The sequence below is a fragment of the Millisia brevis NBRC 105863 genome (genome assembly GCF_001552615.1).
Taxonomy (GTDB): Bacteria; Actinomycetota; Actinomycetes; order Mycobacteriales; family Mycobacteriaceae; genus Millisia; species Millisia brevis.
The window spans coordinates 175238-190982 of record NZ_BCRN01000008.1 but is presented as its reverse complement, the minus strand read 5'-3'; the positions used below and the strand labels follow the sequence as shown (position 1 = coordinate 190982).

Sequence of the window (15745 nt, the reverse complement as noted above, 5' to 3'; positions counted from 1 at the left end):
ATGTCCGAACAGCCGCAGACGGTCACCCCCGGCGGGCCCCGCTTGGCGCCGGTCCTCAGCGCGCAGTGGGACCAGCCGTTCAGTTGGACGCTCGACGCCTACCGCGATGCCGGCGGCTATCGGGCGGTCGAGACCGCACTGGCGATGCATCCCAACGACGTGATCGCGCTGGTCAAGGACGCCGGGTTGCGCGGACGCGGCGGCGCGGGCTTTCCCTGCGGGCTCAAATGGTCGTTCATCCCGCAGCCGGACCCGCAGCGTCGGCTGCCCGATCCCGCACATCCGCACTACCTGGTGATCAACGCGGACGAGTCCGAGCCGGGGACCTGCAAGGACATGCCGCTGATGTTCGCGAATCCGCACGCGCTGGTCGAGGGGGCGATCATCGCGTCGTACGCGATCCGCGCCTCGCACGCGTTCATCTACCTGCGCGGCGAGGTGGTGCCGGTACTGCGTCGACTGCGCGCCGCGGTCGCGGATGCCTACGCCGCCGGCTATCTCGGAAAGAATGTGCGCGGCAGCGGTTTCGACCTCGAGCTGATCGTGCACGCCGGCGCCGGCGCCTACATCTGCGGCGAGGAGACCGCGCTGCTCGATTCCCTCGAGGGCCGGCGCGGACAACCCCGGCTGCGTCCGCCGTTCCCGGCGGTCGCCGGCCTGTACGCCTCGCCGACGGTGGTCAACAACGTCGAATCGATCGCGTCGGTGCCGGCGGTGATCTCCGGCGGGATCGACTGGTTCCGGTCGATGGGATCGGAGAAGTCGCCCGGCTTCACGCTGTACTCGCTGTCCGGGCACGTCGTGCGACCCGGTCAGTACGAGGCCGCGCTCGGCATCACCCTGCGCGAGCTGCTCGACCTCGCCTGCGGTGTGCGCCCCGGCCACACCCTCAAGTTCTGGACGCCCGGCGGCTCGTCGACACCGATCCTCACCGAGGAGCACCTCGACATCCCGCTCGACTACGAGGGCGTCGCCTCGGCCGGTTCGATGCTCGGCACCAAGGCATTACAGATCTTCGACGACACGGTCTGCGTGGTGCGGGCGGTCCGGCGGTGGATCGAGTTCTACGCCCACGAATCGTGCGGCAAGTGCACCCCCTGCCGGGAGGGCACCTACTGGCTGGTGCAGGTCTACGCCCGGATCGAACGCGGTGAGGCGACCGCCGCCGACCTCGACACCCTGGTCGACATCTCCGGAAATATCGCCGGCAAATCGTTCTGCGCGCTGGGAGACGGCGCCACCAGCCCGATCCTGTCGTCGCTGAAGTACTTCCGGGACGAATACGTCGCCCACCTCGACGGGGCCGGCTGCCCCTTCGACCCCTACGCGACGACGGTATTCGCGCTCGAGAGCTCCGGAACGGAGGGCGCCCGATGACAATCACCAGTGGTAGCGACGAAACGGTCGCCGCGGACGCGGTCGAGACGGTCACCGTAACGATCGATGACCACGAGATCAGCGTGCCCAAGGGCACGTTGGTGATTCGCGCGGCCGAATTGATCGGTGTCGAGATCCCCCGGTTCTGTGATCACCCGCTGCTCGATCCGGTCGGCGCCTGCCGGCAATGCCTGGTCGAGATCGAGGGACAGCGCAAGCCGATGGCCTCGTGCACCGTCACGGTGGCCGACGGCATGGTCGTGCGCACCCAGCACACCTCCGCGGAGGCCGATCGCGCCCAGGAGGGCGTGATGGAGCTGCTGCTGATCAACCATCCGCTCGACTGCCCGGTCTGCGACAAGGGCGGCGAGTGCCCGCTGCAGAACCAGGCGATGTCGACCGGACGCCCGCAGACCCGGTTCACCGACACCAAACGCACCTACCCCAAACCGATTCCGCTGTCCCCGACGATCCTGCTCGACCGGGAGCGCTGTGTGCTCTGCGCCCGGTGCACCCGCTTCTCGGAGCAGGTCGCGGGCGACCCGTTCATCACCCTGCTCGAACGCGGAGCGCTGCAACAGGTCGGCATCTACGGCGACGAGTTCGACTCCTACTTCTCCGGCAATACCGTGCAGATCTGCCCGGTCGGCGCGCTGACCGGCGCCGAGTACCGCTTCCGCGCCCGCCCCTTCGACCTGACGTCCTCGCCGAGCGTGTGCGAGCACTGCTCGAGCGGCTGCGCGCAGCGCACCGACCACCGCCGCGGCAAGGTCCTGCGCCGCCTCGCCGGCGACGATCCGCAGGTCAACGAGGAATGGAACTGCGACAAGGGGCGGTGGGCGTTCTCCTATCCGACGCTGCCCGACCGGCTGAGCACCCCGCTGGTCCGCTCGCCGGAGGGCACCCTGGAGCCGGTCTCGTGGTCCTACGCCGTCGATGTCGCGGCGCGCGGGCTCGAAGCCGCGCGCGGCGATGCCGGGGTGATCGTCGGCGGCCGCGCGACGCTCGAGGACGCCTACGCGTACGCAAAGTTCGCGCGGGTGGTGTTGGACACCAACAGCATCGACTTCCGCGCGCGGGCGCACAGCACCGAGGAGAGCCGCTTCCTCGCCGAGCGGGTGGCGGGCGCCCGACCGGTGCACTACGCCGATATCGAGCGCGCGAGCGCGGTCCTGTTGGTCGACTTCGAGCCGGAGGAGGAGTCGCCAATCGTGCATCTGCGGCTGCGCAAGGCTTCGCGGGCGGGTCTGCCGATCACGACGATCGCCCCCTTCGCCTCCCGCGGTGCGCAGCGCCTGCACGCGACCGTCCTGGCGACCGCACCCGGCGGGCAACCGGCCATCCTGCGCGCCCTCGGCTGCGCACCTGCCACCACCCATACCCACACCCCGGCCGACACCGACACCGACACCGGAATCAACGACGCGATCGCCCGCATCGCCGCGCAGCTGCGTTCCGCGGGGGCGCTGATCCTGGTCGGCGAGAACGCCGCGGCGACACCCGGCACGCTGACGGAGGTCGCCCGCCTGGCCGATGCCACCGGCGCCCGGATCGCGTGGATCCCCCGGCGCGCCGGGGAACCGGGGGCGATCGCGACCGGCGCCCTGCCCGATCTGCTGCCGGGCGGCGCCCGGGTCTCCGATCCGGTGGCCCGCGCGATCCTCGCCGAACTCTGGCAGGTCCCGCTGCTGCCGTCGGACTCCGGCAACGAGTCCGCGGGCATGCTCGCCGCGGGCGGCGCCGGCTCGGGCGCCCTGGTGATCGGCGGCGTCGACCCCGCCGACCTGCCCGATACCGCCGAGGTCCTGGCGGCGATCGAGGCGGCGGCGTTCGTGGTCAGCCTCGAACAGCGCCCGAGCGCGGTGACCGAACGGGCCGACGTCGTCTTCCCGGTCGCCGCGGTGGTCGAGAAGGACGGCACCTTCCTGAACTGGGAGGGCAGGCCCCGCGGCTTCACCGCGGCGCTGCCCAGCGCGGGCGCGCTGTCGGATCTGCGGGTCCTCGACCGCATCGCCGACGAGATGGAGATCCCGCTGCGACTGCCCGAACCGGCGGTCGCCCGCGCCGAGTGGATCACGGTGCGCGATCGCCTCGCCGAGCGCAGGCCCGCGACGGCGACCGCGGCCCCCACCGAAGCCGCCCCACCGACCGAACCCGCCCCGCAGCCCGAGATGCCCGGCCCCGGTCGCGCCATCCTCGCCGCCGGCCGCACACTGCTCGACCACGGGCGGCTGCTCGACGGCGACCCGCGCCTCGGCGAGACCGCGCGACCGGCCGTGCTGCGCCTGTCCGCGCGGACCGCCGCCGGGATCGGGGTGCGCGACGGTGAGTCGGTATCGGTGCGCGGACCGCGCGGCTATCTGAGCCTGCCGGTCGAGATCACCGAGATGGTCGACGCGGTGGTGTGGATGCCGCTGCGCACCGGCTCCGGGTCGGTCTACGCCGACCTCGGCGCGCGGATCGGAGACCACGTCGACATCCGCGCAACCGGCACCGGTGACGGCTTCCCCGGCACCGGGGAGATCCCCGTCGTCGAGGAGATGTGATGAGCGGCCCCGTCATCCTCGCCTCGACCGTCGACCTGTCCGCCTTCGGACGCGACCCCTGGTGGTTGGTCCTGGGCAAGGCGGTGGTGATCTTCGTCTTCCTCGTGCTGACCGTGCTGGTGGCGATCCTCGCCGAACGCAAGGTGATGGCGCGGATGCAGCGGCGGCTCGGCCCGAACCGGCTGGGGCCCGGTGGCAGCCTGCAGAGCCTCGCCGACGGCATCAAACTCGCCCTCAAGGAAGCGATCACCCCGACCGGCATCGACAAGCCGATCTACCTGCTCGCCCCGATCATCGCGACCATCCCGGCGATCGCCGCGTTCGCGGTGATCCCCTTCGGCCCCCAGGTATCGATCTTCGGTACCTGGACGCCGTTGCAGCTGACCGATCTGCCGGTCGCGGTGCTCTACATCCTCGCGGTGACCTCGATCGGGGTCTACGGAATCGTGTTGGCGGGCTGGGCCTCCGGCTCGACGTATCCGCTGCTCGGTGGGTTGCGATCGTCGGCGCAGGTGGTGTCCTACGAGATCGCGATGGGCCTGGCGTTCGCCTCGGTCTTCCTGCTGTCGGGCACGATGGCGACGTCGGGAATCGTTGCGGCGCAGGACCGTATCTGGTACATCGTCCCGCTGCTGCCCGCATTCCTGATCTATGTGATCTCGATGGTCGGCGAAACCAACCGCGCCCCCTTCGACCTGCCGGAGGCCGAGGGCGAACTGGTCGGCGGCTTCCACACCGAGTACTCATCGCTGCGCTTCGCGATGTTCATGCTCGCCGAGTACATCAACATGGTCACCGTCTCCGCCCTGGCGACGACGATGTTCCTCGGCGGCTGGCACGCCCCGTTCCCGATCAGCCTGTGGTCGGGCGCGAACTCCGGGTGGTGGCCGGTGCTGTGGTTCGTCGCCAAGGTGTGGCTCTTCCTGTTCCTGTTCATCTGGCTGCGCACCACCCTGCCGCGGCTGCGGTACGACCAGTTCATGGCGCTGGGCTGGAAGGTGCTCATCCCCGGCGCGCTGGTGTGGATCATGGCCGTCGCCACCATCCGGGCATTGCGCATCGAGGGGTACAGCATCGGCACGGTCACGATCGTGGCGATCGCGATGGGCGTCGCGGCGCTGGTCGCCTTCGCCATCTGGTGGCAGTTGCGTCGCCGCAAACGCCCCGAGAAGCCCAGCGCACCCGACCCGTCCCAGCCCTTCGATCCGATGGCGGGCGGCTTCCCGGTCCCCCCGCTTCCCGGCCAGGTCGCCGAGGCGCCGACCCGCCGAGCCGGGGGTGGCCGCACCACGCCGTCCGGAACACCCGCGGACCCCACGAAGAAGGAGCCCAGCAATGCCTGACTTCACCGGCCCGCTCGCCGGCTTCGGGATCACGCTCGGGGCGATGTTCCAACGTCCCATCACCGAGGAGTATCCGGAGCGCAAGCGGCCCACCGCCGCTCGCTATCACGGCCGTCACCAACTCAATCGGTACGCCGACGGACTGGAGAAGTGCATCGGCTGCGAGCTGTGCGCCTGGTCGTGCCCGGCGGACGCGATCTACGTCGAGGGCGCCGACAATACCGAGGCGGAACGGTTCTCCCCCGGCGAGCGGTACGGCCGGGTCTACCAGATCAACTACCTGCGCTGCATCGGCTGCGGACTGTGCATCGAGGCGTGCCCCACCCGGGCGCTGACGATGACCAACGAATACGAACTCGCCGACGACAACCGCGCCGATCTGATCTACGAGAAGGACCAGCTGCTCGCCCCCCTCGAATCCGGCATGGAGGCGCCGCCGCACGCGATGGTCCCCGGCACCACCGCCGCCGACTATTACCGCACCACCATGGACCTGCCGACCCCCGAGGTGCGGACACCGGACGCGCACGAGACCGCGGCCCGGCACGCCCGTGCGGTCGACGCCGACGAACCCGCCGGATCGAGGCGATGATGGAGATCTCCACGGGTGAGGCCGTCCAGTTCTGGATCGTCGCGCCCCTGATCGTGATCGCCGCCCTCGGCGTGGTCACCGCCCGCCGCGCGGTCTACTCGGCGCTGTGCCTGGCCGCGACGATGCTGCTGCTGGCGGTGCTCTACATCGCCCAGGGTGCACCCTTCCTCGGCGCGGTCCAGATCGTGGTCTACACCGGCGCGGTGATGATGCTGTTCCTGTTTGTGCTGATGCTGGTCGGCGTCGACTCGGCGGACTCACTGGTCGAGACGATCAAGGGTCAGCGGGTCGCGGTCGCGGTCGCGGCGATCGGTTTCGCGCTGGTCCTCGCGGGCGGGATCGGCAACGCGGCGACCAACGGGTTCACCGGTTTCGGCGCGATCTCCGACCCGGCGAACCCGGCCTACGGCGGCAACGTCGACGGCCTCGCCGAGCTGATCTTCATCCGCTACGTGTGGGCCTTCGAGCTGACCGGGGCGCTGCTGATCACCGCGACGATCGGTGCGATGGTGCTCGCGCACAAGGAGAAGCTCGGCCCGGCCCTGACCCAGCGGGAGGTGTCGATCGAGCGGTTCCGCTCCGGTGATCGGGTCACCCCGCTGCCGTCGCCCGGCGTCTTCGCCCGGCACAACGCGGTCGACCTCGCCGCTCCCCTACCGGACGGCTCGCCGGCGCATCTTTCGGTCAGCCGGGTGCTGATCAGCCGGCGGGTGGCCGCGCATCATCCGGACGCGATCGAGCGGATCGACGAACTCGGCGACGACGCCGACACGTCCGAGGCGCCCGGCACGGACGGTCCGGTCGACGGAAATGGCACCGGCGCGGGTGATTCCGGGAACGGACGGCACCGATGAGCCCGGAGTACTACCTCTACCTGTCGGGGGTGCTGTTCACGATCGGCGCGGCCGGCGTGCTGCTGCGTCGCAACGCGATCGTGGTATTCATGTGCATCGAGCTGATGCTCAACGCGGTCAACCTGACGTTCGTCACCTTCGCGCGCATGCACGGTGATCTGTCCGGTCAGGTCTTCGCCTTCTTCACCATGTTGGTCGCGGCCGCCGAGGTGGTGGTCGGCCTGGCGATCATCGTGGCGATCTTCCGCTCGCGCCGGTCGATCTCGATCGACTCCGACAGTCTGCTGAAGCACTGAGATGGAACAGACAACCTCGATCGCCCTGCGGCTGGTGATCCTGTTGCCCCTGCTGGGCGCGACGATCCTGTTGCTGGCGGGCCGGCGGGCCGACCGGTGGGGCCACCTGCTGGGTACCGGCGCCGCGCTCGCCTCGTTTGTCGCGTCGCTGAGCCTGTTCATCGGCATGCTCGGCCGAGCCCCCGATGCCCGCGGCCTGCACGACGTCGTCTTCAGCTGGGTACCGGTCGGGGCCTTCACCATCGACTTCGGCCTGCAGCTCGACCAGTTGTCGGTCTGCTTCATCCTGCTGATCACCGGCGTCGGGTCGCTGATCCACATCTATTCGATCGGCTACATGTCGCACGACCCCGGCCGACGACGCTTCTTCGCCTACCTGAACCTCTTCCTCGCGGCGATGCTACTGCTGGTCCTCGCGGACGGATTCTTCGGCCTCTACGTCGGCTGGGAGGGTGTCGGTCTCGCGTCGTACCTGCTGATCGGGTTCTGGCAGCACAAGCCGTCGGCGGCCACCGCGGCGCGCAAGGCCTTCGTGGTCAACCGCGTCGGCGATATCGGTTTGGCCGTCGGCCTGATGATCATGGTCGCCGAGTTCGGCACCGTCTCCTATGCGGGCGTCTTCGCCGGCATACCGGAGGCGTCGACCGACACTCTGACCGCGCTGGGGCTGGCACTGCTGCTCGCCGCCTGCGGCAAGTCCGCCCAGGTGCCGCTGCAGTCCTGGCTCGGCGACGCCATGGAGGGCCCCACCCCGGTGTCCGCGCTGATCCACGCGGCGACGATGGTCACCGCCGGTGTCTACCTGGTGATCCGGGCGCACCCGGTCTTCGAGGCCGCGCCGATCGCCCAATCGGCGGTGCTGATCGTCGGCGCGGTCACCATCCTGTTCGGCGCGATCATCGGCTGCGCCAAGGACGACATCAAGAAGGTGCTCGCCGCCTCGACGATGAGCCAGATCGGCTACATGATGCTCGCGGCCGGGCTCGGCCCCGCGTCCTATCCGTTCGCGATCATGCTGCTGCTGGCACACGGCTTCTTCAAGGCGGGCCTCTTCCTCGGCGCCGGCTCGGTGATGCACGCGATGCACGACGAGGTCGACATGCGCCGCTACGGCGGGCTGCGATCGGCGATGCCGGTCACCTTCGCGACGTTCTTCCTCGGCTACCTCGCGATCATCGGGGTGCCCCCGCTGGCCGGGTTCTTCGCCAAGGACCCGATCATCGAGAACGCCTTCGGCGCACCGGGGCTGACCGGCCCGATCGTCGGCGGCGTCACCCTGGTCGGTGCCGGTCTGACCGCCTTCTATATGACCCGAGCGGTGCTGATGACCTTCTTCGGCAAGGCGCGGTGGGCCGAGGGTGTACTGCCGCACGAGTCGCCGCGGGTGATGACGATCCCGATGATTATCCTGGCGCTCGGCTCGATCGGCGCGGGCGGCTTCCTGGCGATCGGCGACCGACTCGAACATTGGCTCGAGCCGGTGATCGGGTCGGCGCACGCCGAACATCCGGTGCCGGTGTGGGTGATGACGTCGATCATCCTGGCGGTCGTCGCGATCGGTGTCGGGGTGGCCTACCGGCAGTACGCGCTGCGCGAGATCCCGCAGACGCCGCCGCTGGACGTCACCGCGCTGACCGTCGCGGCGCGACGCGACCTGTACGGCGACGCGATCAACGAGGCGGTCTTCATGCGACCCGGTGTCGCGCTGGTCGACGGCATCGACCGGCTCGACCGACGCGGCATCGACGGTGCGGTCACCGCCGCAGCCGCCGGCGTGGGACTGGCCTCGGGGCGTGTTCGTCTCTGGCAGAACGGATTCGTTCGGTCGTACGGGTTGGCGATGTTCGCCGGCACCGCGGTGATCCTGGCGGCGATGTTGGTGACGGTGTGGTGACCGCACGCGGTACGGCGAGGAGGGCGCAATGAGCGGGTTCCCACTTCTGTCGGCGCTGTGGATACTTCCCGCCGCCGGCGCACTGATCTGCCTCGTGCTGCCCACCGGTTTTCGGCACGCGGCCCGACCGCTGGCCCTGGGCGTCTCGCTGGCCACCCTGGGCCTCGCCGCCGCGGTCGGGATGTCCTACTCCCCGTCCGGCGACCGCTTCCAGCTGGTCGAGTCCCGGCCCTGGATACCGTCGTTGGGCACCGGATACATCCTCGGCGTCGACGGCATCGCGGTGGTGCTCGTCCTGCTGACCGCGGTGATCGTGCCACTGCTGCTGGTCGCAGGCTGGCGCGATACCTCCAACACCGACCCCGCCGACCGGTCGACGGCCACCTATGTGGGCCTCTTCCTCGCCGTCGAGGCGATGGTGCTGCTGTCGTTCATCGCCCTGGACGTCCTGCTGTTCTACATCCTCTTCGAGGCGATGCTCATCCCGATGTACTTCCTCATCGGTGGCTATGGCGGCCCGAACCGGTCGCGCGCGGCGGTGAAGTTCCTGCTGTACAACCTCTTCGGCGGTCTGATCATGCTCGCCGCGGTGATCGGTCTGTATGTGGTCACCTCCCGGCCGGGCAGCGGCACCGGTGGGGCGACGTTCGACTTCCGTCTGATCAGCGAAGCGGTCGCCGCGGGAACGCTGCCGGCCGGCGCCGGGCTGATCAACGCACTCTTCCTCGGGTTCATGTTCGCCTTCGCGGTCAAGGCGCCGCTGTGGCCGCTGCACACCTGGCTGCCCGACGCCGCGGTGCAGTCCACCCCGGCGACCGCGGTGCTGATGATGGCCGTCGTCGACAAGGTCGGCACCTTCGGCATGCTGCGCTACTGCCTGCAACTGTTCCCGGAGGCCTCCCGCACCTTCGCGCCGGTCATCATCGCGCTCGCGGTGATCGGCATCCTCTACGGCGCGCTGATCGCGATCGCCCAGACCGACATGATGCGCCTGATCGCGTTCACCTCGATCTCGCACTTCGGCTTCATCATCCTGGGCATCTTCGCGATGACCGAACTGTCCCAGGCGGGTTCGGCGCTGTACATGGTCAACCACGGCCTGTCGACGGCGGCGTTGTTCCTGATCGCCGGGTTCCTGGTCAGCCGGCGCGGCAGCGCGCAGATCTCGGCCTTCGGCGGGGTGCGTCAGGTGGCGCCGGTATTGGCGGGCACCTTCCTGATCGCGGGCCTGGCCACCCTCTCGCTTCCGGGGCTGGCGCCGTTCATCAGTGAGTTCCTGGTGCTGGTCGGCACATTCGAGCGCTACCGGGTCGCGGCGGTCATCGCCTCGGTCGCCCTGGTGCTCGCGGCGATGTACGTGCTGTGGCTCTACCAACGGGTGATGACCGGCCCGCCGGGCGCCGGAGTTCAGGGTCTGCGGGACCTCGTGCCCCGCGAACTGGTGGTCGTCGTGCCGCTGATCGCCCTGCTGATCGGATTGGGCGTGTACCCGAAGCCGGCGTTGGACATGATCACCCCCGCCGTCGCGGGCACCTCGATCGAGGTGCAGCCGCCGGCGGCCGTGGCGGACGGAGGAATCCCGTGACCGGCACCACCTCGCTGCTGGCGGCGCCGCTGCCGGCGCCCTCGATCGAGTACGGGCGGCTGGCACCGGTGCTGATCGTGCTCGGCGTCGCCGTGGCCGGCGTCGTGATCGAAGCCTTCGCCCCGGCCGCGCGCCGGTGGCTCCTGCAGGTGAGCCTGGCGGTGGCGGGCCTGGTCGCCGCGGCGGTCGCGGTGGTCCTGCTCGCCGGTCGGGTCGCGTCCTTCCCCGACGGCGGGGTGTCGATGGTCGGCTCGATGATCGTCGACGGCACCACCCTCGCGTTGCAGGGCATCGTGCTCGCGGTGGCGCTGCCCGCGATCCTGCTGGTCGCCGAGCGTCGGGTCGAGGTGACCGCGGACGGCATCCCGGCGGACGCCTTCGCCGCGCGCGCATCGACGATTCCCGGCAGCGTCGCCGAACGGCAGGCCACCCGCGCCGGGGTCACCCAGACCGAGGTCTTCCCCCTGACGATGTTTGCCGTCGGCGGCATGCTGATCATGCCCGCGTCCGGTGATCTGCTGACGATGTTCATCGCCCTCGAGGTGTTGTCGCTACCGCTGTACCTGTTGTGCGGCATGGCTCGTCGGCGGCGGCTGATGTCGCAGGAAGCGTCGCTGAAGTACTTCCTGCTCGGCGCCTTCGCGTCGGCGTTCTTCCTGTTCGGGGTGGCGCTGCTGTACGGCTATGCCGGCACCTCCGACCTGGCCGACATCGCCGCGGCGATCGACGCCGACACCGGCAGCCGCGCCCTGGCCGTCACCGGCGCGGCACTGCTGGTGGCGGGGTTGCTGTTCAAGATCGGCGCGGTGCCACTGCACGCGTGGATCCCGGACGTTTATCAGGGCGCGCCGACGCCGATCACCGCGTTCATGGCCGCGGCCACCAAAATCGCCGCGGTCGGGGCCCTGCTGCGGGTCCTGACCACCGCGCTGCCGGATCTGACCGACAGTCTGCGCCCGATGCTGTGGGCGGTGGTGATCCTGACGATGGTCGTCGGGTCGGTCGCCGCGATCTCGCAGACCAACGTCAAACGGATGCTTGCCTATTCGGCGGTGGCGCACGCCGGCTTCATGCTGACCGGCCTGGCCGCGGCCGGCGCCCTGGCACCGTCCGCGACGATCTTCTACCTCTTCGCCTACGGAATGTCGACACTCGGCGCGTTCGCGATCGTGACGCTGGTGCGCACCTCGCGCGGCGAGGCGGACGACCTGTCGAGTTGGGCGGGGCTGGGCAAGCGGTCACCGCTGGTGGCCGCGATGTTCGCGCTGCTGCTGCTCTCCTTCGCCGGTATCCCGTTGACCAGTGGCTTCATCGCCAAGTTCGCGGTCTTCCGGGCCGCCGCCGAAGCCGGTGGCGGCGCTTTGGTGGTCGTCGGCGTGGTCTGCTCGGCGATCGCCGCCGCGTTCTACGTGCGGGTGATCGTGTTGATGTTCTTCACCGACGCGGGCGAGGACCCGGCGGTGGTGACCAATCCCAGCGCGCTCACCAAGATCGCGGTCGCCGTCTGCACGGCGCTGACGATCGTGCTCGGTCTCGCCCCCCAATGGGCCCTCGACCTGGCGAATCGTGCCGCGGAATTGTTGACCTGATCCCACCGCGGGCCGACCCGGACGGGGGATTCGTCCGGGTTCCCGGGTTCCTGCCGGCTTCTTGACACGGACGCTCTATGTTCACCTGTTGTTCTTTTTGGTGACACCGAGGGTTCGCCGAAGAGGAGGTGGCATGAGTCTGATCGACCGATACCGCAAGCGCCACGTGCACGACACCGCGTCCACATCCGAGGACGACGCCGCGCCGGAAACCGCCGACGGGGCGCCCGGCGTCGCCGCGAGGGAGACCGGCTACCTGCAGACCGCCAGTCGACTGCACGCGTTCAACCGCTACGAGATCAAGTATCTCGTCGACGAATTCGACGTCCCGCGACTGCGCGAGGAACTGTCCGCGCGCATGGACACCGACCCCCACTCTCCCGTCGGCGGCTACCCGGTGACCTCCCTCTACTACGACACCGCCGATCTGCGGTTCTACTGGGAGAAAATCGAGGGCCTGAAGTTCCGCCGAAAGCTGCGGGTGCGCTACTACGGCGCCCCCGATGCCTGCACCGACGACACCGAGGTGCAGGTCGAGATCAAGCAGCGCGTCAACCGGGTCACCCAGAAGCGGCGACTGTCGTTGCCCTACGGCACCGCCCGCCGGTGGCTCGACGATCGCGAGGCGATCACCGTCGAGGGCGCGCAGGCCTTCGTCAACGAGGTCACCATCCTGGTCGGCAATCTCGACCTGCGCCCGATCGTGACCACCGGCTATCTGCGCGAGGCCTTCGTCGGGCGCGAGGCCGATCTCGGTCTGCGGGTGACGATCGACCACCGCGTCCACGGGCGCGATCGCGACTTCCACTTCGCCGCCGACGTGCCGAACCGGTTCACCGTCCCCCCGAAGCTGGCGGTCGTCGAGATCAAGGCCAACGAGCGGATCCCCTACTGGGCCACCGATCTGACCGCCCACCTCGACATGTCGGTGATCCGGATGTCGAAGTACTGCCAGTCGGTTCAGGCCTACGATCTCGCTCCCCGGTCGCGCGGCGGAGCACTCGAGAAGGTGCTCACCCCCGACCGGTTCCACACCCTCACCCGCTGAGCGATGCGGACGCGACGACGCCGTCGCAGCCGGCCCCTTCCCCGATTCCCACGCGCCGGAGTCGTCTCTTCGCGCGCCGACCGAAAGCCATCATGACCATCGACTTCCAAGATCTCAGCGGAACGTTCTCGACGTTCGATGTCGCCATCTCCCTGGCGCTGTCGTTCGTGCTGTCGACGATCATCGCGAGCGTCTACCGCTATACCCACAAGAACGTCTCCTATAGCCAGTCCTTCGTGCAGACCCTGGTGCTGTGCGGAATGATCATCACCGTCATCATGCTGGTGGTCGGCTCGAATATCGCCCGGGCCTTCGCCCTCGTCGGCGCGCTGTCGGTGATCCGATTCCGCAACGCGATCAAGGAGACCCGCGACGTCGGGTTCATCTTCCTGGTGATGGCGATCGGTATGACCACCGGAACGCGGTTCTATCTGCTCGCCATCGTCGCGACCGTGGTGATCTGCCTGGTCCTGCTGATGATGTACCGGTTCAACTGGTTCAAGAGCGATATCCAGCGCCAGGTGGTCAAGGTGCAGGTGCCGCCGGAGCGCGAGTACGTCAACCTGGTCGAGGACGTGCTGATCGCCAACTGCTCGGACTTCGAATTGGTGTCCACCGAATCGGTCAGATCCGGTGCGCTCAACGAGTTGTACTACACCGCGCAATTGAAGAAGGACCGCAAGCCGGCCGACCTGATCGCCGCGCTCGGTGAGGTCAACACCGGGCAACGGGTGACGGTGCTGACCGGATACGACCAGACGGATATCTGATGACCGAGCTGAGCGGCGGACACTCACCTCCGAAACTGAAACTGCGGCACCGCCTCCCGACGTCGCTGCGCCAACACTGGAAGCTGCTCGCCGGACTGATCGCCTTCCTGATCGTGCTGGTGGGAGTCTTCGGGTCGACGATGATGCGGCCCTACATCACCAGCGATACGACGATCGTGCAGTCGTCGATCACCGAGAACATCTCCGGCACGGTCGATCTGTTCGATACCTCCGTGGAGCACACGGTGTCGGTGGACATCACCGACGAGGAATACAACGAGATGATCACCGAGTACGAGAACAACGGTGACAAGGTCTGGGTGACCGCCGATGTGACGATCGACGGCACGACGATCAGCGACGTCGCCGTGCGGCTGAAGGGCAACTCCACCCTGATGGGTCTGCGGGGCGACAACGCCGGGGGGCCGCCCGGCAGGACCGATGAGCAGGCCGGCGAGGATCCGGCGGATGCGACGGGTGACGCGAACGGCGACGCTGCGGCGGCGCCGGCGGAAGCCACCACCGACAGTGCGGCGCCGGCGGAGAGCACCGCGGACGCGGCAGCCGGAACAGAGGGCACCGCGGAGGCGGCAGCCGGAGCAGAGGGCACCGCGGCCGACGCCGCAACCGGAGAGAGTGCGGCCGGGGGCCCGGGCGAAGGCGGAATGGGCGGCGGTATGGGCGGCATGATGTCGTCGGTATCGGCGGACGATCCGACGAGTCTGCCACTGCTGCTGGACTTCTCCCGCAATACCGACGGGCGCGCCTACCAGGGCCTGACCCAACTGTCGGTGCGGCCGGGCTCCCCGGTGCTCAACGAGGCGATGGCCCTGTCGATCACCGCGGCGACCGACCAGCCCACACAGCGGTACGCCTACACGGTGTACTCGGTCAACGACAGCGCCACGACCACGCGCCTGCTGCTCGAGGTGCCCGATGAGACGTACGCCAATTCGCTGTTCGACGACAGCGAGGGCTACCTCTACAAGGCCGACGCCTCATCGAGCTTCACCTACGTCGGCGACGACCAGGCCGACTACACCGACCAGTTCGACCAGCTCAACGGCGACGGCGCCGGCGACCTGCAGCCGATCATCTCGTTCCTGAAGTGGCTCGACTCCGCCGACGACGAGACCTTCGACCGCGAGCTCGCGGACTGGGTGGACGTCGACTCCTTCGCCGAATACGTCGCCACGCAGAACCTGCTGGTCAACAGCGACGACATGTCCGGCCCCGGCCAGAACTACTACCTCTGGTACGACCGCGACACCGGCAAGCTCTCGGTGATCTCCTGGGATCTGAACCTGGCGATGAACGGCAGCACCGACGCCGGACCCGAAGACTCGGTGTCGATGGGCGGCGGGATGCCCGGCGGCGGTGGCCCGGGCGGTGAGACAGCGGACGGTCAGCTGCCCGAGGGCATTCCGCAGGAGGTCGCCGACGCGATCGCCAATGGGCAGATGCCCGAAGGCCTCCCCGGCGGCGATCAGGGCGGCAGCGGGGGCAGCGGTCCCGGCGGCAATGCGCTCAAGGAGCGCTTCCTCGCCTCCGATGCGTTCGCCGATCTGTACACCGAGACCTACTGGGATCTGTACGACGGAATCTACGGCAACGGCACCGCCCAGACCCTATTGGACGGCCTCGCCGACTCGGTACCGACCAGCGACGGTCTGACCGCCGAGGAGTTGGCCACCGATATCGACAGCATGCGGACCTGGATCACCGCCCGCACCGATGCTCTGGCCGATATCCGATCCACCACATGATCTTTGGGGAGTTTCGCAGCCACCGAATGGATGCGAAACTCCCCAAGGACCGGTGGTCCACCGGTCGCAGGGATCAAGCGAGAAG

Annotated in this window: 12 protein-coding genes; all 12 read left to right on the top strand. The window is 68.8% G+C overall.

All coding sequences use genetic code 11. The features are described 5' to 3' along the window. The 12 genes from nuoF (at position 1) to MB1_RS13245 (ending at position 15660) form a co-directional block, all read left to right on the top strand. On the top strand, positions 1-1377 hold the full coding sequence (gene nuoF, locus MB1_RS13300; protein ID WP_066907829.1) for an NADH-quinone oxidoreductase subunit NuoF: 1377 nt from the start codon (positions 1-3) through the stop codon (positions 1375-1377). Continuing rightward, complete coding sequence (locus tag MB1_RS13295; RefSeq protein WP_066907826.1) at positions 1374-3923, top strand: NADH-quinone oxidoreductase subunit G; 2550 nt, start codon at positions 1374-1376, stop codon at positions 3921-3923. The genes nuoF and MB1_RS13295 overlap by 4 nt, the downstream gene beginning before the upstream one ends. Then, positions 3923-5266: an NADH-quinone oxidoreductase subunit NuoH gene (gene nuoH, locus MB1_RS13290; protein WP_066907824.1), complete on the top strand. Its 1344-nt coding sequence runs from the start codon at positions 3923-3925 to the stop codon at positions 5264-5266. Before MB1_RS13295 ends, nuoH begins: the two co-directional genes overlap by 1 nt. Then, complete coding sequence (gene nuoI / locus MB1_RS13285) at positions 5259-5858, top strand: NADH-quinone oxidoreductase subunit NuoI (RefSeq protein ID WP_066907821.1); 600 nt, start codon at positions 5259-5261, stop codon at positions 5856-5858. The genes nuoH and nuoI overlap by 8 nt, the downstream gene beginning before the upstream one ends. After that, positions 5858-6712 carry an NADH-quinone oxidoreductase subunit J gene (locus tag MB1_RS13280; protein ID WP_084351696.1) on the top strand — a complete coding sequence of 285 codons (855 nt, stop codon included), beginning with the start codon at positions 5858-5860 and terminating at the stop codon, positions 6710-6712. Before nuoI ends, MB1_RS13280 begins: the two co-directional genes overlap by 1 nt. After that, positions 6709-7008, top strand: a complete 300-nt coding sequence (nuoK, locus tag MB1_RS13275; protein ID WP_066907818.1) for an NADH-quinone oxidoreductase subunit NuoK — start codon at positions 6709-6711, stop codon at positions 7006-7008. Before MB1_RS13280 ends, nuoK begins: the two co-directional genes overlap by 4 nt. Position 7009: 1 nt before the next feature. After that, complete coding sequence (nuoL, locus tag MB1_RS13270; RefSeq protein ID WP_066907815.1) at positions 7010-8902, top strand: NADH-quinone oxidoreductase subunit L; 1893 nt, start codon at positions 7010-7012, stop codon at positions 8900-8902. A gap of 28 nt (positions 8903-8930) precedes the next feature. Continuing rightward, entirely contained in the window at positions 8931-10487 is a 1557-nt protein-coding gene (locus MB1_RS13265) for an NADH-quinone oxidoreductase subunit M (protein WP_066907812.1), read from the top strand. Then, the gene (nuoN, locus tag MB1_RS13260) at positions 10484-12076 is read left to right on the top strand and encodes an NADH-quinone oxidoreductase subunit NuoN (RefSeq protein ID WP_066907809.1); all 1593 of its coding nucleotides are present in this window, start codon (positions 10484-10486) and stop codon (positions 12074-12076) included. The genes MB1_RS13265 and nuoN overlap by 4 nt, the downstream gene beginning before the upstream one ends. Before the next feature lie 133 nt (positions 12077-12209). After that, a complete protein-coding gene (locus MB1_RS13255; RefSeq protein WP_066907806.1) occupies positions 12210-13124 on the top strand; it encodes a polyphosphate polymerase domain-containing protein in 915 nt (304 codons plus the stop codon). 92 nt (positions 13125-13216) lie between these two features. Further along, positions 13217-13894 carry a DUF4956 domain-containing protein gene (locus MB1_RS13250; RefSeq protein WP_066907803.1) on the top strand — a complete coding sequence of 226 codons (678 nt, stop codon included), beginning with the start codon at positions 13217-13219 and terminating at the stop codon, positions 13892-13894. Next, positions 13894-15660 carry a CotH kinase family protein gene (locus MB1_RS13245; protein WP_245650175.1) on the top strand — a complete coding sequence of 589 codons (1767 nt, stop codon included), beginning with the start codon at positions 13894-13896 and terminating at the stop codon, positions 15658-15660. Before MB1_RS13250 ends, MB1_RS13245 begins: the two co-directional genes overlap by 1 nt. The last annotated feature ends 85 nt before the right edge of the window (positions 15661-15745 follow it).